This is a genomic window from Sphingomonas sp. (assembly GCF_965200105.1).
Classification (GTDB): Bacteria; Pseudomonadota; Alphaproteobacteria; order Sphingomonadales; family Sphingomonadaceae; genus Solisphingomonas.
In genome coordinates, this window is record NZ_CBDATN010000003.1 from 88,231 (window position 1) to 105,356 (window position 17,126).

18 protein-coding genes and 1 tRNA gene are annotated in these 17,126 nt (G+C 68.3%); 16 read left to right on the top strand and 3 right to left on the bottom strand.

The annotated features are described in order from the left end of the window. Positions 1 to 46: 46 nt before the first annotated feature. Positions 47 to 2,014 carry an ATP-dependent zinc metalloprotease FtsH gene (gene ftsH, locus ACOFKX_RS13075; protein ID WP_419827522.1) on the top strand — a complete coding sequence of 656 codons (1,968 nt, stop codon included), beginning with the start codon at positions 47 to 49 and terminating at the stop codon, positions 2,012 to 2,014. Between the two features lie 23 nt (positions 2,015 to 2,037). Here the strand turns inward: ftsH and ACOFKX_RS13080 are convergent, their stop codons facing one another. Continuing rightward, on the bottom strand, positions 2,038 to 2,469 hold the full coding sequence (locus tag ACOFKX_RS13080; protein WP_419827523.1) for a PilZ domain-containing protein: 432 nt from the start codon (positions 2,467 to 2,469) through the stop codon (positions 2,038 to 2,040). A gap of 205 nt (positions 2,470 to 2,674) precedes the next feature. On the opposite strand from ACOFKX_RS13080, the gene ACOFKX_RS13085 reads away from it, so the two are divergent. The 10 genes from ACOFKX_RS13085 to ACOFKX_RS13130 all read left to right on the top strand — a co-directional run bounded on the left by ACOFKX_RS13085 (position 2,675) and on the right by ACOFKX_RS13130 (position 10,070). Then, a complete protein-coding gene (locus ACOFKX_RS13085) occupies positions 2,675 to 3,934 on the top strand; it encodes a glutamate-5-semialdehyde dehydrogenase (RefSeq protein WP_419827524.1) in 1,260 nt (419 codons plus the stop codon). A gap of 176 nt (positions 3,935 to 4,110) precedes the next feature. Next, a complete protein-coding gene (locus ACOFKX_RS13090) occupies positions 4,111 to 4,395 on the top strand; it encodes a type II toxin-antitoxin system RelE/ParE family toxin (protein WP_419827525.1) in 285 nt (94 codons plus the stop codon). Next, a complete protein-coding gene (locus tag ACOFKX_RS13095) occupies positions 4,396 to 5,052 on the top strand; it encodes a nicotinate-nucleotide adenylyltransferase (protein ID WP_419827526.1) in 657 nt (218 codons plus the stop codon). Between the two features lie 89 nt (positions 5,053 to 5,141). Continuing rightward, entirely contained in the window at positions 5,142 to 5,489 is a 348-nt protein-coding gene (gene rsfS / locus ACOFKX_RS13100) for a ribosome silencing factor (protein WP_419828267.1), read from the top strand. A 10-nt stretch (positions 5,490 to 5,499) separates the two neighbouring features. Then, on the top strand, positions 5,500 to 5,922 hold the full coding sequence (locus tag ACOFKX_RS13105; RefSeq protein WP_419827527.1) for a 23S rRNA (pseudouridine(1915)-N(3))-methyltransferase RlmH: 423 nt from the start codon (positions 5,500 to 5,502) through the stop codon (positions 5,920 to 5,922). Between the two features lies 1 nt (position 5,923). After that, positions 5,924 to 7,087, top strand: a complete 1,164-nt coding sequence (locus tag ACOFKX_RS13110) for a murein hydrolase activator EnvC family protein (protein ID WP_419827528.1) — start codon at positions 5,924 to 5,926, stop codon at positions 7,085 to 7,087. Between the two features lie 86 nt (positions 7,088 to 7,173). Beyond that, positions 7,174 to 8,529, top strand: a complete 1,356-nt coding sequence (locus tag ACOFKX_RS13115; RefSeq protein ID WP_419827529.1) for a S41 family peptidase — start codon at positions 7,174 to 7,176, stop codon at positions 8,527 to 8,529. Between the two features lie 37 nt (positions 8,530 to 8,566). Beyond that, positions 8,567 to 9,043, top strand: coding sequence for a disulfide bond formation protein B (locus ACOFKX_RS13120; RefSeq protein ID WP_419827530.1), 477 nt, complete (start codon positions 8,567 to 8,569; stop codon positions 9,041 to 9,043). Next, the gene (locus ACOFKX_RS13125; RefSeq protein WP_419827531.1) at positions 9,019 to 9,552 is read left to right on the top strand and encodes a demethoxyubiquinone hydroxylase family protein; all 534 of its coding nucleotides are present in this window, start codon (positions 9,019 to 9,021) and stop codon (positions 9,550 to 9,552) included. The genes ACOFKX_RS13120 and ACOFKX_RS13125 overlap by 25 nt, the downstream gene beginning before the upstream one ends. A 436-nt stretch (positions 9,553 to 9,988) precedes the next feature. Further along, positions 9,989 to 10,070: transfer RNA gene (locus tag ACOFKX_RS13130), tRNA-Leu, on the top strand. A gap of 194 nt (positions 10,071 to 10,264) precedes the next feature. Here ACOFKX_RS13130 and ACOFKX_RS13135 read toward each other — a convergent pair. Then, positions 10,265 to 11,394, bottom strand: a protein-coding gene (locus tag ACOFKX_RS13135; protein ID WP_419826167.1) for an IS3 family transposase whose coding sequence is annotated in 2 segments (ribosomal slippage) — positions 10,265 to 11,133 and positions 11,133 to 11,394 — 1,131 coding nt in all. Because the reading frame shifts where the segments join, the coding sequence is not laid out codon by codon here. A gap of 416 nt (positions 11,395 to 11,810) precedes the next feature. Here ACOFKX_RS13135 and ACOFKX_RS13140 point away from each other — a divergent pair. After that, a complete protein-coding gene (locus ACOFKX_RS13140) occupies positions 11,811 to 12,728 on the top strand; it encodes a LysR family transcriptional regulator (protein WP_419827532.1) in 918 nt (305 codons plus the stop codon). A 41-nt stretch (positions 12,729 to 12,769) separates the two neighbouring features. Here ACOFKX_RS13140 and ACOFKX_RS13145 read toward each other — a convergent pair whose 3' ends face one another. Then, positions 12,770 to 13,381, bottom strand: coding sequence for an FMN-dependent NADH-azoreductase (locus tag ACOFKX_RS13145; protein WP_419827533.1), 612 nt, complete (start codon positions 13,379 to 13,381; stop codon positions 12,770 to 12,772). 358 nt (positions 13,382 to 13,739) lie between these two features. Here ACOFKX_RS13145 and ACOFKX_RS13150 point away from each other — a divergent pair, with 358 nt between their 5' ends. The 4 genes from ACOFKX_RS13150 to ACOFKX_RS13165 all read left to right on the top strand — a co-directional run bounded on the left by ACOFKX_RS13150 (position 13,740) and on the right by ACOFKX_RS13165 (position 17,068). Continuing rightward, positions 13,740 to 14,627, top strand: a complete 888-nt coding sequence (locus tag ACOFKX_RS13150) for a LysR family transcriptional regulator (protein WP_419827534.1) — start codon at positions 13,740 to 13,742, stop codon at positions 14,625 to 14,627. Between the two features lie 113 nt (positions 14,628 to 14,740). Further along, positions 14,741 to 15,505 (top strand): SDR family NAD(P)-dependent oxidoreductase, encoded by a 765-nt coding sequence (locus tag ACOFKX_RS13155; RefSeq protein ID WP_419827535.1) that lies wholly within the window; start codon positions 14,741 to 14,743, stop codon positions 15,503 to 15,505. Then, on the top strand, positions 15,498 to 16,667 hold the full coding sequence (locus tag ACOFKX_RS13160; protein ID WP_419827536.1) for an epoxide hydrolase family protein: 1,170 nt from the start codon (positions 15,498 to 15,500) through the stop codon (positions 16,665 to 16,667). Before ACOFKX_RS13155 ends, ACOFKX_RS13160 begins: the two co-directional genes overlap by 8 nt. Before the next feature lie 2 nt (positions 16,668 to 16,669). After that, positions 16,670 to 17,068 carry a nuclear transport factor 2 family protein gene (locus ACOFKX_RS13165; RefSeq protein ID WP_419827537.1) on the top strand — a complete coding sequence of 133 codons (399 nt, stop codon included), beginning with the start codon at positions 16,670 to 16,672 and terminating at the stop codon, positions 17,066 to 17,068. The last annotated feature ends 58 nt before the right edge of the window (positions 17,069 to 17,126 follow it).

Sequence of the window (17,126 nt, forward strand, 5' to 3'; positions counted from 1 at the left end):
CCGCCGCCCGCCTACATTGCCGTCACCTCTCCAGCAGGATCGCGGCATGGACAACAAGGACGACAAGAACCCGCAGGGCGGCCCTCCCGGCGGCAACGCCTGGATGAAGAACATGCTCGTCGTGTTCGGGATCGTCGGCGCGCTGTTCCTGTTCGTCTCGCTGTTCGACGGTGGCATGCGCGACGGTCGCGCGGGCGAGGTTATCCCTTATTCCGATTTCCTCGCCAAGGTCGACGACGGCTCGGTCAAAGACGTCGTGATCTCGGGCGACTCGATCACCGGCAAGCTCGGCGGCGACCAGTCCTTCCGCACTTATTCACCGGGCGATACGGGGCTGGTCCAGCGGCTCCAGACCAAGGGCGTGCGCTTCCGCGCCAAGCCCGAGGAGCAGACCTCGGTGTGGCTGCTGCTCCTTTACCAAGCGCTGCCCTTCCTGCTGATCCTCGGCATCGCCTTCTTCGTGATGCGCCAGATGCAGCGCAACGCCGGCTCGGGCGCGATGGGCTTCGGCAAGTCCCGCGCGAAGCTGCTCACCGAGAAGCATGGCAAGGTTACGTTCGACGACGTCGCCGGCATCGAGGAGGCACGTGAGGAGCTTCAGGAGATCGTCGAGTTCCTGAAGGATCCCTCCAAGTTCGCGCGTCTGGGCGGCAAGATTCCGAAGGGCGCGCTGCTCGTCGGCTCGCCCGGCACCGGCAAGACGCTGCTCGCCCGCGCGATCGCCGGCGAGGCGGGCGTGCCCTTCTTCACCATCTCGGGCTCGGACTTCGTCGAGATGTTCGTGGGCGTGGGCGCCAGCCGCGTGCGTGACATGTTCGAGCAGGCGAAGAAGAACGCGCCGTGCATCGTCTTCATCGACGAGATCGACGCGGTTGGCCGCCATCGCGGCGCGGGCCTCGGCAACGGCAACGACGAGCGGGAGCAGACGCTGAACCAGCTCCTCGTCGAGATGGACGGCTTCGAATCGAACGAGGGCATCATCATCATCGCGGCGACGAACCGCCCCGACGTGCTCGATCCCGCGCTGCTCCGCCCCGGCCGCTTCGACCGGCAGGTGGTGGTGCCCAGGCCCGACATCGACGGGCGCGAGAAGATCCTCGCCGTCCACATGAAGAAGGTGCCGATGGCGCTCGACGTAGTCGTCCGCACGATCGCGCGCGGCACGCCCGGCTTCTCGGGCGCGGACCTCGCGAACCTCGTAAACGAGGCGGCGCTGCTTGCCGCGCGCAAGGGCAAGCGGCTCGTCGCCATGCGCGAGTTCGAGGAGGCCAAGGACAAGGTCATGATGGGCGCCGAGCGCAAGTCCATGGTCATGACCGAGGAGGAGAAGAAGTCGACGGCGTACCACGAGGCCGGCCACGCGCTCGTCTCGCTTCATGTCGACGGCTGCGATCCGCTCCACAAGGTGACGATCATCCCGCGCGGCCGCGCGCTGGGCGTGACGTGGAACCTGCCCGAGCGCGACCGCTACTCGATGAACATGAAGCAGATGAAGGCGCGGCTCGCGCTATGCTTCGGCGGTCGTATCGCCGAGCAGCTCATCTACGGCGCGGACTCGCTCAACACCGGCGCTTCCAACGACATCCAGCAGGCCACCGAGATGGCGCGCTCGATGGTCATGGAATATGGCATGTCGGACAAGCTCGGCTGGTTGCGCTATCGCGACAATCAGGACGAGGTGTTCCTCGGCCACTCGGTCGCGCGCTCGCAGACCGTCTCGGAGGAGACCGCGAAGCTGATCGACCAGGAGGTGCGTCGCATCGTCGAGGAGGGTGAGGCCGTGGCGCGCGGTGTGCTCACCGACAATCTCGACGAGCTTCACCGCCTCGCCACCGCGCTGCTCGAATATGAGACCCTGACCGGCGAGGAATCGAAGCGCGCGATCAAGGGCGAGGATATCGGCCGCGACGACAAGCCGTCGGCACCGGCGCCGCGCGTGGTCGCCGGGTCATCGATCCCCAAGACCAAGCGGTCCGGCGGAAGCTGGGGCGATCCCGCGCCGCAGGGCGCCTGAGCGCACTACGACGGGAACGGAGTTTAGCCCCTCTCCTGCTGCCCCGCACGCAGCCGGCCCAACCGCTTCATCCAAGTCGGCGACGGCGGCGGCACCTGCGCCGCGTCGCGCTCGGCGATGTCGCGGCGTAGCGCCTTGATCGCCGCCGATGCTTCGGTGCGATCGGGCGAGCGCGCCGAGCGAGCGCGATCGACGTCGCGCGTACGCAGCTTCTCCAGGAAGGCGCAGCCGATGCCGTCGGTGCCGCTGCGTACGACGATCGCCGAACGCGTGCCGATCCCGGGAATACCGATCCGCAGCTTCGCGCCCATATCGGGCACGTCGTTCGATCGGAACAGGCAGCCGGTGCGCGACAGGTTGACGATCTGCACGGTCGCGGGCAGCCGCGCCCGGACGACGATCGTACCCGGCGCGTTGATATCGATACGCTCCGCCCTATCGACCTGTACGCGCACCAAACCTTCCATACCCACGCGCGCCACCATCTAAGCCGGGACTGTCTTCTCGCTATCTTCGCCTCCGGCTTACCCAGCGCCTCACGCAGCTGGTTAGGGTCGCATTATCCGAAATGGAGCGATCGGCCTTTCGGCGGCGGCCGGCGGCGCACCGTTCCGGCGGGGAGCCCGATCTGCTAGCGACGGGACGATGAACGCCGCCTCGATGACCGAGCCCCAAGCCGACGCCCTCGTGGCCGATCTCGCGGCGCGGGCGCGGACGGGGGCGCGCCTGCTCGCCGCCGTGTCGACGGCCACGAAGGCGCATGGGCTCGCCGCCGCCGCCGCGCGCATCCGCGAGCACCGCGACGCCATCCTCGCCGCCAATGCGGAAGACCTCGCGCGCGCCAAGGCGGGCGGCCTGGCCGCCGCGATGCGCGACCGGCTGCGGCTGGACGCGGCGCGCGTCGACGGCATCGCCGCCGCGCTCGACGCGGTGTCGCGGCTGCCCGATCCGGTCGGCCGCGTGATCGATGCGTCGACGCGGCCGAACGGCCTCGCGCTCAGCCGCGTGCGCGTGCCGATCGGCGTCGTCGCGATCGTCTATGAGAGCCGGCCCAACGTCACCGCCGACGCGGCCGCGCTGTGCGTGATGGCGGGCAACGCCGTCATCCTGCGCGGCGGCAGCGAGGCGCGCGCGTCGAACGCCGCCGTCCACGCCTCACTCGCCGAGGGCTTCGCCGACGCGGGCCTTCCGGCGGACGCGGCGCAGCTCGTGCCGGTCGCGGATCGCGTCGTCGTCGGCGCGCTACTCCGCGCCTCCGGGCTGATCGACCTCGTCGTGCCGCGCGGCGGCAAGGGGCTCGTCGCCCGCGTCCAGGCCGATGCGCGCGTGCCCGTGCTCGCGCATCTCGATGGCAACAATACGAGCTTCGTGCACGCCTCGGCCGATCCGGCCATGGCGGAGGCCCTGGTCGTCAACGCCAAGATGCGGCGCACAGGCGTGTGCGGCGCGACCGAGACGCTGCTCATCGATCGCGCCTATCCGCACGCGGCGCAGTTAGCGACGGCGCTGCTCGACGCCGGTTGCGCGCTGCGCGGCGACGAGGCGGCGCGCGCGCTCGATCCGCGCATCGTGGCGGCGGACGAGGCGGACTGGGCCACCGAATATCTCGACGCGGTCTGCGCGGTGGCGGTGGTCGACGGGACGGATGCCGCGATCGCGCACGTCGCGCGCCACGGATCGGGCCACACCGACGCCATCATCGCCGAGGACGCCGGCGTCGCCGAATGCTTCCTGGCGCAAGTCGACTCCGCAATCGTGATGTGGAACGCTTCCACACAATTCGCGGACGGCGGCGAGCTCGGGCTGGGTGCGGAGATCGGCATCGCCACCGGCCGCCTGCACGCGCGCGGGCCGGTCGCGCTGGAGGGGCTCACCACCTACAAGTGGCAAGTGCGCGGGCGCGGTCAGACGCGGCCTTGAGGGCGGCGGCAGCGAGGCGTATCCCGCCGGTATGGAAGAGCCTGCCTCGATCACCGCGCATCTCGATGAGGAGACGATCGCACTAGTCGGCATCGACGCCGCCATCGCGGCGACTTCGTGTCGCACGAGGAGGTAATGCGGGAACTCGACGAGATGATCGCGCGGCATCAGGCGCGATGCGGCGGCTGATCTGGACGCGGCTGGCGCCAGACGACCTCCGCGCCCACGATGATCGGATCACGGCACGGGCAACCCCGCAGAGTAGCGCCCGGACGCCGATCGCCATACGCGACAAGGCAGGCGTCCTTGCCCGGTTCCCTGAGGCCGGGCGGTCCTCGTGCCAGCGGGATGTCCGCTTCCTGGTGGCGGGCACGACGGGAGATCTGATCGTCCACCGCATGATGCGAAACGCCGTCGAAATCCTCCGCATCCGCGACGAGCGCGAGGACTGGCGCGGGTAGATGGCGCGGATCGGCCTGCTCGGCGGCTCCTTCAATCCCGCGCACGCCGCGCACCGGCGGATCAGCTTGGCCGTGATCCGCGCGCTGGCGTTGGACGAGGTCTGGTGGCTGGTGTCGCCCGGCAACCCGTTGAAGCTCGCCGCCGGCATGGCGCCGCTCTCCGCCCGCGTCGCCTCGGCGCGCGCGATGGCGCGCCGCGCGCCGATCCGCGCCACCGTGATCGAGGCGGCGCTGGGCACCCGCTACACCGTCGACACGGTGCGCGCGCTCGTGCGCCGCTACCCTCGCCACCGCTTCGTCTGGATCATGGGCGCGGACAACCTCGCCGACTTCGCGCGCTGGCGGGACTGGCGCGGCATCGCGCGCGCGCTTCCCATTGCCGTGGTGACGCGGCCGGGATATGAAGGGCTCGCTCGTCGCGGTGCCGCGGTGGGCTGGCTAGGCCGCTTCGCCCGGCCGCAGGGCGATGCGAAGCGGTGGACGCGATGGAGTGTGCCGGCGCTCGTGCCTGTGAAGAGCGTTCCAGACCCGATGTCCGCGACCGCACGGCGCGTCGCCGATCCCGGCTGGCATCGCCGCCCGACCTCAGGCGCGCTGACCGATTCTGTCACTTACCGCGCGCTCCCGCATCGCACCGTCTCTCAGGAGGACCGTTGACTGCTTCCCCATCGTCTTCGTCCGCGAAGACCACATCCGAGCCCGCGCCGCCCGCTCCCGCGACACCCGAGGCGCAGGCGCTCCACGCGCTGGTGCTGCGCTCGCTGGACGACGACCAGGCCGTCGACACCATCTCGATCCCGCTCGCCGGCAAGTCGTCGATCGCCGACTACATGGTGATCGCGTCGGGGCGTTCGACGCGGCAGGTCGCCTCGATGGCGACCAAGCTCGCCGAGAAGCTCAAGTCTGAGCTGCACCGCACGCCCCGCATCGAGGGGCTGCCGGTTGCAGACTGGGTGCTGATCGACGCGGGCGACGTGATCGTCCACCTGTTCCGCCCGGAAGTCCGCTCCTTCTACAATCTCGAGCGGATGTGGGCGTTCGGCGATGCCGGAGCCGCCGACGCGAAGGCCGGCGGACGCGCGACGCCCAACTGAGCGGACTCGCTTGCTGCTGCACATCGTCGCGCGCGGGCGGATCGGGCGCGGTCCGGAGGCGGAGCTGGTCGACCGTTACCTGAAGCGCATCGGTTGGCCGACCCGCGTTACCGAGTTGCCCGACACCGGCGGCCGTATGCCGGAGGCGGCAGGCCCGATCCGCACCGTGGCGCTGGACGAGACCGGGCTCGACCTGCCGTCGCGCGATCTCGCCGCCTCGCTCGGACGCTGGCGCGACGACGGCGCGCGCGAGGCGCGCTTCCTGATCGGCGCCGCCAACGGGCATGACGAGGCGACGCGCGCGGCATCGGACCTGACGCTCGGCTTCGGCCGCGCCACCTGGCCGCACCTGCTCGTCCGCGCGATGCTGGCCGAGCAGTTGTGGCGCGCGACGAGCATCCTCGCCGGCCACCCCTATCATCGCGAGGGTTGAGGTGGCGCGCTCGGCCGTCGCGGCGCTCTGCGCCCTGCTGCTGGGCGCCGCCCCGCCGGGCATCGGCGTGCTCGATAGCGAGCGCGCGACGCTGATCGAGGCGAAACGCGCCGCCGCCGAGGCCGAGACGCGCGCCGGCGCGCTGCGCGAGGCTGCTCAGAGGGCGGACGGCGAGGCCGAGCGGGCGCGCACGCAGGCAGCGGCGCTCGCGCTCAGCGTCAGGGCCGCCGAGCAGGACATCGTCGCGGCGCGCGCACGGATCGCGCTGGTGGGGGCGCTCCAGCAACGGCAGCGCGCCTCGATCGCCGATCGCCAGGGTCCGATCCTGCACCTGCTGGCGGCGCTTCAGACGATGGCGCGCAGGCCGGCGGTGCTCGCCGTCTCCCAGCCGGGATCGGTCGCCGACCTCGTCCACGTGCGGCTGTTGCTCGCCGATACGCTGCCGGTGGTTGCGGCGCGAACTGCCGGGTTGCGCGCCGAACTCGCCCGCGCGACGACGCTGCACACCGAGGCGGAGCAGGCGGCCGACGCGATGGTCAGGAGCCGGCTGATGCTCGCCGATCGGCGCCGCGAGCTCGCGCTGCTCGAATCGACCGCGATCCGCCGCTCGCAGCGGCTCGCCGACCAGGCCGCCGACGAGGCGCAGCGAGCGCTCGGCCTTGGCGCGGAGGCGCGCGACATTGCCGACCGGCTCCAGGCGCAGCAGGATGCCGACACCCTGCGCATCGCGCTCGAACGCCTGCCGGACCCGAGGGAGCGGCCGGGCGCGGCGGAGGGCGTGCCTTCCTATTCCGGGCCGCCGCGTTACCGGCTGGCGGCGTCTGGTCGCGTCGTTACCGGTTACGGCGAGGTGGCGTCCTCGGGCGTCCGCGCGCGCGGACTGACGCTCGCCGTCGATCCCGGCGTGAAAGTGATCGCCGGACAGGCGGCGACGATACTCTTCGCGCGTCCCTTCCGCAGCTACGGCACGGTCGTGATCCTCGGTCACGGCGGAGGGTGGACGACGACCGTGACGGGGCTCGCCTCCGCCTCTGTCAGCCCCGGCGAGCAGGTCTCGCAAGGCGCCGCGATCGGCCGCGCGGGCGAGCGCCAGCCGCAGGTGACGACCGAACTCAGGCGCGGCGGCCGGCCGGTGGATATCCTGGCGCTGACGCAAGCGGGGTAGGCGACCCGGGTCACGCGCCGCTTGCCGCCCGCCCGGCAAAGCCTGTAAACGAGGCGCGAACGTCCGTCCCGGAAAGCCTCGTCTCGATGCCTCATTCCAAGTTCCGCGCGCTCGCCCTCCTCGCGGCGGGCGCCGCCGTGCCGACGATCGCGATCCCGGTCGCCTATCAGGCGGGGGCGGCGGTGGCGAACCGCTCGGCCTCCGACACCTATCGCGAGCTCGACCAGTTCATGAACGTGTTCGGCAAGGTTCGCTCGGACTATGTCGACAAGGTCGACGACCAGACGCTCGTCAAGGGCGCGATCGACGGGATGCTGGAGAGCCTGGATCCGCACTCCTCCTATCTCGACGCGCGCGACTTCCAGCAGATGAAGATGACGACCGACGGCAATTATGGCGGCCTCGGCCTCACCGTGCAGCTGGAGGACGGCGCGGTAAAGGTGGTGACGCCCACCGAGGACACGCCGGCCTATCGCGCGGGCATCAAGTCCGGCGACTATATCACGCGCATCGACGGCAAGCTCGTCTACGGCGGCAAGCTCGACGATGCGGTGGACCAGATGCGCGGGGCGGCGGGCACCAAGATCACCCTCACCATCGTGCGCCCCGGCCGCGACAAGCCCTTCGACGTGACGCTGATGCGCGAGAACATCGTGCTGAAGCCGGTGAAGTGGAAGGTCGCGGGCAACATCGGCATCATCAACGTCATCAGCTTCTCGAAATCGACAGGCGCCGACACCCGTGCCGCGATCGCCGGCATCGAGAAGGCGACCGGCGGCCATCCCACCGGCTTCGTGATCGACCTGCGCTCCAACCCCGGCGGTCTGCTCGACCAGGCGATCGAGGTCTCCGACGCCTTCCTCGATCATGGCGAGATCGTCTCGCAGCGCGGCCGCGAGAAGGACGATATCGAACGCTACTACGCGCATCCAGGCGACGACACGCACGGCGCGCCGATCGTCGTGCTGGTCGATGCGGGCTCCGCTTCGGCCGCCGAGATCGTCGCCGGCGCGTTGCAGGATCAACGCCGTGCGGTGGTGATGGGCGAGCGCAGCTTCGGCAAGGGATCGGTGCAGACGCTGCTGCCGCTGACCGACGATACCGCGCTCAGGCTCACCACCGCGCGCTACTTTACGCCGTCGGGCCGCTCTGTGCAGGAGGGCGGCATCCAGCCCGACGTGCGCGTACCGCAGCTCACCGATCCCGACTACAAGGACCGCCCGCGCTTTCGCGAGGACGATCTCAGGCGCCACCTCATCAACGAGGCCAAGGTCGACGACAGCGTGATCGAGAGCGACGCCAAGTCCGATCCCCGCTTCACCGCCACCGCCGCCGATCTTAAGAAGCAGGGCGTCGACGACTATCAGCTCGCCTATGCGCTGAAGACGCTGCAACGGCTGGCGGCACCCGCCGCACCCGCCACGCGGACGGCGGCGAAGTAGCGTTCCACTCGCCCCCACTCCGATGAACCATGATGCTTTGACCACGCTGTCCCGCGCGCGCCTGCTCGCCGTGATGGTGCCCACGCTGCTGCTCGGCGGCGCGCTGGTGTCGCAGTACGGCTTCGGGCTGGTGCCGTGCGAGATGTGCCTGTGGCAGCGCTGGCCCCACCTCGCCGCGATCCTGCTCGCGCTGGCGGCGATCACACTACGCGGCCACCCTCCCCGCTCCCGCTCTCTCACCATGTTGGCAGCGGTGGCGATCCTCCTATCCGGAGCGATCGGCGTCTTCCACGCTGGGGTCGAGTATCACTGGTGGCAGGGCCTCACCCGCTGCGCGACGCCGGCGATGGCCGGTTCCGCGCATGACATGATGGCGCAGATCATGACGGCGCCGCTGGTGCGGTGCGATCAGGCGCAGTGGCGGCTATGGGGCGTGTCGCTCGCAGGATGGAACGCGATCCTGTCGCTCGGGTTCGGAGGCGTGATCCTATGGCTGACCGCGAAGCATCCTTGAGCGAGGACACCGCCGCGATGATCCGCGTCGATCATGCGGGCGAATATGGCGCGACACGGATCTATGCCGGCCAGCTCGCGGTGCTCGGAAACCGCCATCCCGCCGCGCGCGAGATCGCGCGCATGGCTGCGCAGGAGGCGCGGCACCGTGCCCGCTTCGACGCGCTGATCGCCGAGCGCGGCGTGCGCCCGACGCTGCTCGCGCCGCTGTGGGATCGCGCCGGCTTCGCGCTTGGTGCCGTGACCGCGCTAATCTCACCCGAAGCCGCGATGGCCTGCACCGCCGCCGTCGAGACCGAGATCGACCGCCATTACGAGGAGCAGCTTCAGGCGTTGGGGACACGCGATTCCGAGCTTGCCGAGACGATCGCCGACTTCCAGGCGGAGGAGGTCGAGCATCGCGAAACGGCGCTCGCCCACGGCGCCGAGCGCGCTCCCGGCTATCCGCTGATGTCCACCGCGATCCGGCTGGGGTGCCGCCTGGCGATCGCGGCGACCAGACGCCTCTAGCGCGCCACTGAGGAAGCTGTGTCGCAAAAGCGCGGGACGTGATCCACGCGTCGGCAAGGCGCGTCCGGGCGAGGCACGGACCAGCATCCGTTCTCCGAAGGACTGCAACGGACGGCGGGACGAAGACGTGACGTTCGCCAGCGCGGTCGTGGAAAGCAGGCTGCGGCCATCTAGACGCGAGGCGATCTTCTATGCCATTCGCACGGCGGGGTCACATAGGGGCTTCGCTGATCTGGCGACAGTACGAACGGCTACGCTAGGCCTGTGCAGGTGTGGTGAAATTGGTAGAAGCGCCGGACTCAAAAAGAGGTTTGTTTAGTTCTATAGAACTTTTTTCGGTTCCGACGCGATAACAGGCACTTACGGGCGATCCGAGCGGCTCTCCCGGAAATGGCCAAAATCGGCTAGGAGCCACATAGGAGCCAAGCGGCTCAACGCGGGTGTGGTGAAATTGGTAGACGCGCCGGATTCAAAATCCGGTTCCGAAAGGAGTGTCGGTTCGAGCCCGACCACCCGCACTAGCCTCTAAAGCAACGATTTAAGGGCCGGAGTTCCGCTCGTTCCAAAAGCGCCATTACCCTCATGACCTTGGTTCTCTAATTTCAGACTAGCAGAAGCGATCAATCTCGCGTCAGCTTTTGGAAGCAGATAGAGGTGGCTCGGTTTGTCTGCACAGGCTCGCGGCTCGGATAAGTGGACTGCCGCTGGTTGATCATGCCGCTGCGAGAAGCGGGTGGTTGAAGTATATCTGGTCGGGCGTTCTGCCGCCTAGCGCCGAGTGCGGTCGGACGGCATTGTAGAAGCCGAGGTAGCGGCCGATGCCGTCGCGAGCCTCGGGGACCGACGCGTAGGCGTGGAGATAGACCTCCTCGTATTTCACCGAGCGCCAGAGGCGCTCCACGAACACGTTGTCGCGCCAGCGACCCTTTCCGTCCATGCTGATGGCGACCTTCTCGCGGTGCAGGACGGCGGTGAACGCCGTGCTCGTGAACTGCGCGCCCTGGTCGCTGTTGAAGATCGCCGGCCTGCCGTGGCGGGCGATCGCCTCCTCCAGCGCCTCGATGCAGAACGCGATCTCGAGCGAGATCGACACCCGCCACGCCAGCACGCGCCGGGTGAACCAGTCGACGATGGCGACGAGGTAGACGAAGCCGCGAGCCATCGGGATGTAGGTAATGTCCGTTGCCCACACCTGGTTCGGCCGCGTCACCGCCAGCTTGCGCAGCAGGTATGGATAGATCTTGTGCCCCGGTGCCGGCTTCGACGTGTTCGGCCGCCGGTAGATCGCCTCCAACCCCATCCGCTTCATCAGCGTCGCGACATGCAGCCGACCAACGCTCACGCCCTCCTGCCGGAGCAGGTCGCGCAGCATCCGGCTGCCGGCGAACGGATAGAGCAGGTGCAGCTCGTCGATCCGCCGCATGATCGCCAGGTCAGTGCCCGGCACAGCGCGTGGCAGATAGTAGATGCTGCCGCGGCTGATCCCGAGCTGCCGCACCTGGGCAACCAGCGGCAGCGCATGACCACGGTCGATCATCGCTTTGCGCTCGGCAACAGACCGGCCTTGCCGAGCGCACCGGCCAAAAAATCATTCGCCAGCGTCAACTCGCCGATCTTCGCGTGCAGCACCGTCACATCGACGGTTGGCTCTGTCGCTGTGGGCTCCGACCCGAACACGTCCGCTGCCCCCTCAAGCAGCCGTGCCCGCCACTGGTTGATCAGGTTCGGATGCACGTCATACTGCTGCGCCAGCTCGGCCAGCGTTTTCTCGCCCTTCACGGCAGCCAGCGCCACCCTGGCCTTGAACGCCGGGCTGTGGTTCCGGCGCGGTCGCTTGCTCATCTTGCCTCCTGCTCGCGGCCAGCATGGCCGCTGTCAGATCGGCAATCCACTTATCCCCGCTGTGCAGATTCCCCGAGCCACCTCTGATCACCGAGCTGTTCCCACATTCCTTTCGACGCAAACGCCGCAACCCCACAAAATTGCATCGGACCCTGCGTATCCCGAAGTACTGAGACGCACTGACCTGACCGACGCGGTAAGCTCGTAGCCCGCGAAGATTTTCCAATCAGACGCCACTAAGGCGTACGCTCCCGAACCCTTGGGTGAAATGCTCGTCCAAGTCACCAGGAATCAGATGCGAATAGGGGACGAATGCTAAGCAAGTTGGCCGTTCGCCCCTTACGTATGAATTAATCCTGCGTCTTCTCCATCAAAACGGCGCTTTGTCAGGGATTGGGCATACGAGCGGGGCAGCTATGGCGACCGACTACGACGACGTGAAGTGCTTCCTGGCCGTTGCGGAGGCGGGCGGGCTGAGCCGAGCCGCCCATCGGCTGGCCACCTCGAAATCGGTCGTGAGCCGCAGGATCGCGCGGTTGGAGCAGGGACTCGGCACCCGATTGCTGACCCGAAACGCCCGAGGCGTCGTGCTGACGGAGGCGGGCGAGGCGTTGCGCCTTCGCGCCGGGTCGGCCTTTGACGCGCTGGACGGCGCGTTGCTCGACGCGGGGCGCCGCGAGGAGGAGCTGACCGGACTGTTGCGCATCACCGCGCCGATCGCCTTCGGCACGACCCACCTGGCGGCGATGCTCACCGACTTCATGGACGTGCATCCCCGGCTGAGGCTGGACCTCTCGCTCGGCGACCGGCGGGTGGACATTCTGGCCGAAGGCTTCGACGTCGCGGTGCGAATGGGCTCGCTGTCCGATTCCACCTTGGTGGCCCGGCGCATTGCGCCGCTCCGGCTGGCGGTCCTCGCCAGCCCCGCCTATCTGGCGCGCCGCGGCGTGCCCGCGCGGCCGCGCGACCTCGCAGACCACGACTGCATCGTCTACACCGTGCCCGGCGGCGACGTGTGGCGGTTCCGAGAGGGCGGGCGCTCCACCTCGGTCAGGGTCACGGGTCGCTTCCGCTCCGACAGCGCCGAAGCCATGCGCGCGGCGGCGGTGAGCGGGCACGGCATCGCCGGACTGCCGACCTACATGCTGGGCGCCGCTATCGCCGACGGCTCGCTCGTGCCCCTCCTGACCGGCTATCCGGTGGCCGAGGCCGGCTTGTACGCCGTCCGCCCGCCCGGTCCGCCGCCCGCCAAGACGCGCGCGTTCATCGATGCGCTGGCGGCGCGGTTCGGGCCGGAGCCGTCCTGGGATCCTGATTCCGAAGCCGTCCGATAGGAGGACGCGGGCAGCCGGCGCGCTGGCTGCTCGCGCGCGGTTCAGGCGGCGGCGGCCAGCGGCACGTCGGTCTGCTGGGCGACGAACGCGTCCAGCGTCGTCTGGCCCTGATCGATGGCCAGCGTCCCGCCCGCGAGGACGACCGTCACGTCGGTGATGCCGATGAACCCCAGGATCTGCTTCAGGTAGTCGCTGGCGACGTTCAGGCCTGCATAAGGCGTGCCCGGTGCGAAGTTCCCGCCGGACGCGATGATGACGGTCGCCTTCTTGCCTTCGACCAGGCCCTCGTAGCTCATCGAGAAGGTCACGCCGGCGCGAACGACATGGTCGATCCATGACTTGAGCAGCGCGGGGATCGAGAAGTTGTACATGGGCGTGCCGATCACGATCTCATCGGCGTCGAGCAGCTCGGCGATGTAGTCGTCGGACACCTTGATCGCCTCGTCCATCTCGGGCGAGTGCTGCTCGGCCGGGGTGAACGCGCCGCCGATCCAGGGCAGGCTGATGTAGGGCACGTGCGAGGTCGCGAGGTCGCGGACGATCACGTCCCCGCCGTGGTTGCCCCGCCACTCCTCGGCGAACCGCTCGGCGAGCTGGCGGGAAACGGAGTATTCGCCACGGGGGCTGGCTTCGACGACGAGCAGTTTGGGCATGGTGCGGTTCCTTGTGAAGGCCCGACATAAATCGTCGTTGCGTGGTCACGCGAAAAGCTAACGCATCGATAACTGGACGTTGCCTAGATGCGAACGCCCGTCGTCCAGCGAAACGCTTTGATCGCGAGCCGCTTGCCGATGGTCCGCTCCGCCTTCCCGACGATGCCGGCGGACAGGTCGGCATAGGGCAGGGCAAACCGTACGTCGGGGACGTAATTGGCAGTCGGACGGTTCTTCTGGCGTTATCCTGGGCGCAGCCATAATCAGCGCGGGTCTAGGTAGGGAATTGCCGAGCGGAAAAGCCGATCGCGGGCGTCTCGTCGTCGTCCGATGAGTAGGCGCGAGCGGAGGATCACGGATGCGCCCGGAACTTCTGAACGGATTGACCGTGTTCCGGGCAGTCGCCGCGGAACGCAGCTTCACGCGTGCCGCGACAAGGCTGGGCGTAACCCAATCCGCCCTAAGCCAAGCAATCAGACGGCTTGAAGCGGAGCTCGGCATCCGCTTGCTCGACCGCACGACGCGCAGTGTGACACCGAACGCCGCGGGCGAGCGGCTGCTCGCGACGCTGGAGCCCGCCCTCGCCGGGATAGAGGCGGAGTTGGCCTCGCTAGCGGACTTGGCCGAGCGTCCGGCGGGCCGGATCCGCGTCACCGCCGGTCGGCATGCCGCGGACGCCGTGCTCGCCCCGGCAATTGTACGGCTGCTTCAGGCATATCCGAGTATTGCTGTCGAGGCGAGCGTCGACGATCGCTATGTCGATATCGTGGCGGAAGGGTTCGACGCGGGCATTAGGCTGAGAGAGCGTCTGGAGAATGACATGATCGCGGTGCGAGTCAGTCCGACGCTGCGAATGGCTGTCGTAGCTACGCCGGCCTACTGGTCTCTGCACGGGAGGCCAGCGGCACCCGAAGACCTGCGACGCCATCCTTGCATTACATTCCGCAGTGCCGACGGCGGTACGCGCCCGTGGGAGTTTGAAAAGGATGGCCGCGAGTTGGCCGTTAAAGTTGGCGGTAGCGCGGTGTTCAACGATGCCTATCTTATGCGCGAAGCTGCGCTTGCCGGCGTCGGGCCAACCTACCTGATGGAAGATGTGGTAGACGTCGCGGTCGAGGCCGGTCTACTGGAACGCGTCCTGGCGGACTGGTGCGAGCCCTTCGAGGGATACCACCTCTACTACCCTCACAAGCGGCATCAAACGCAGGCGTTCCAGCTGTTCCTGGAGGCCATTCGCGCGACCTGAGCCGAGCTCGCAGCAAGTAGCTGTTGTAATAGGGCTAATAAGTTTCGAGGCGGTTATACCTGTCAAGGGCCGGAACTACCTAAGTCGAAGAACAATCCAGATTGGACTGAGGCATGGGTAGGACAGTTTTCATCAGCGGCGCGGCCAGCGGCATGGGTCGCGCGCATGCGCGCGGGTTCGCGGCGGCCGGATATAACGTCGTCGTCGCGGACGTCGACGAGGTGGGCGGTCGCGCCGTTGTCAGCGAGATCGGGGAGAATGCTGCGTTCGTGCGGCTCGACGTTCGCGATCCGGCCAGCTGGAAGGCGGCCGTCGACGAAACTGAGCGCCGCTTCGGCCCGATCTCGGTACTGGTGAACAATGCCGGGATCGTTTCCGCCGCCGCCCCGATCGCCGACAGCGATCCCGCGGATTGGGACCTCGTCATCGCCACCGACTTGAAGGGCCCGTATCTCGGAATCCGCGCCGCGGTGCCGTCGCTGCGGCGCGCCGGCGGCGGGGCGATCGTCAACATTGCCTCGACCACCGGCCATATCGGCACGAGCTTCATCGCCGCCTATAGTACCAGTAAATGGGGCATTCGCGGCCTGACCCAGACCGCCGCGCTCGAGCTCGCGCGCGACAACATCCGGGTCGATTCGGTCAGCCCGGGCGTGGTCAGGACGCCGTTCATCACCGAGCCGGCACGGCCAGGCGCGAAGCCGATCGCGGAGACGTGGAACGGCGATCAACTCGCCGTCAAGCGCATGGCGGAGCCCGAAGAGATCACGCGCGTGGTGATGTTCCTCGCGTCCGAGGAGTCGGCGTTCATCACTGGCTCGGATTACGTCATCGACGGCGGCCTGCTGATCGGGCCGGTGGTGCCGGCCGATGCCTGAGTCCGGAATCGAGCCGTTCACGATCCGCGTCGCCGACGCGCAGCTCGCCGACTTGCGCGACCGGCTCTCGCGGGCGCGCTGGCCCGAGGCCGAGCCGGTCGGCGACTGGAGCCAGGGCGTGCCGATCGCCAGCCTGCAGGCGCTGTGCGAGCATTGGCAGCACCGGTATGACTGGCGGCGCTGCGAGGCGATGCTGAACGCGTGGGACCCGCAGCGCACGGAAATCGACGGTCTCGGCATCGCCTTTCACCACATCCGCTCGCCCGAGCCCGACGCGTTGCCCGTTATAATGACGCACGGCTGGCCCGGCTCGGTCGTCGAGTTCAACAAGGTGGTCGGGCCGCTCACCGATCCGGCGGCGCACGGCGGCCGGCGCGAGGACGCGCTCCACCTGATCTTGCCGCACCTGCCCGGCTACGGCTTCTCCGACAAGCCGGCCGAGACCGGGTGGAGCCTGCCGCGCATCGCCGACGCCTGGATCGAGCTGATGCGGCGGCTCGGCTACGGCGATCGCTGGGGGACGCAGGGCGGCGATTGGGGCGCCGCGGTAGCGCTGGCGATCGCCGACAAGGCGCCTGCGGGTTGCGTCGGCTGCCACTTCAACCTCGCCTTCGTCCAGCCGACGCCTGAGCAGGTCGTGAACGCGGACCCGAAGGAACGCGCGATCCTCGACCGGCTCAAGCTGTTCGACAAGGAGCAGTCGGGATACGCGAAGGAACAGTCCACGCGACCGCAGACGATCGGCTACGCGCTTGCCGACACGCCGATCGGGCAGGCCGCTTGGATCTACGAAAAGTTTTACGAGTGGACCGACAATGACGGGAGCCCGGAGACCGTCCTGTCGCTGGACGAGCTGCTCGACAATATCACGCTCTACTGGCTGACCAATTCGGGTGCCTCGTCGGCACGGTTGTACTGGGAGAGCCTGGCTCAGCTCGACACGGGCCAGCGGATCGAGATGCCGGTCGCGTTCAGCGTCTTCCCCAAGGAGAATGTGCGGACCTCGCGCCGCTGGGCGGACAGCAAGTATGCGAACATCGCCTACTTCAACGACGCGATCGCGCGCGGCGGGCATTTTGCAGCGTTCGAGCAGCCGGCCGTCTTCGTCGACGAGGTCAGGGCGGCATTTAGGGCGATGCGGCCGCGGCGATCGGAGGCTTAGCGATGCGCTTCCCCATGCTCCAGCCCGTTACCGAGATGACGGTCGCAGCACTCGGTCCGCGGCTCGCGCCCGGTGTCGAGGGCTATCTCGATATGTTTCACGACGACGCGGTATTCGAATTCCCCTACGCCCCTGCCGAACCCCGACGCGTCGAGGGCAAGGCGGCGATGGCGTCCTATCTGGCGACGCTCGAGGGCACGATCGTGTTCGAACGGTTCGATCTCGACGCCTGCCACCCGATCGAGGGCGCGGGCATGGTTATGGAGTATCGATCGCAGGCGCGTCTTGTCGCGACCGACGAGCGCTTTGAGCAGGAATACGTCGCAGTCATTGAGACGACCGGCGGCCGCATCGGCCGCTACCGAGAATACTACAATCCGGCGAACCTGCCTGGAGCTTAGCCGGTTACTCGCCTCCTTCGCTTTGGTCCAACGCGTCAACAAGCGCCGCGCTCGCACA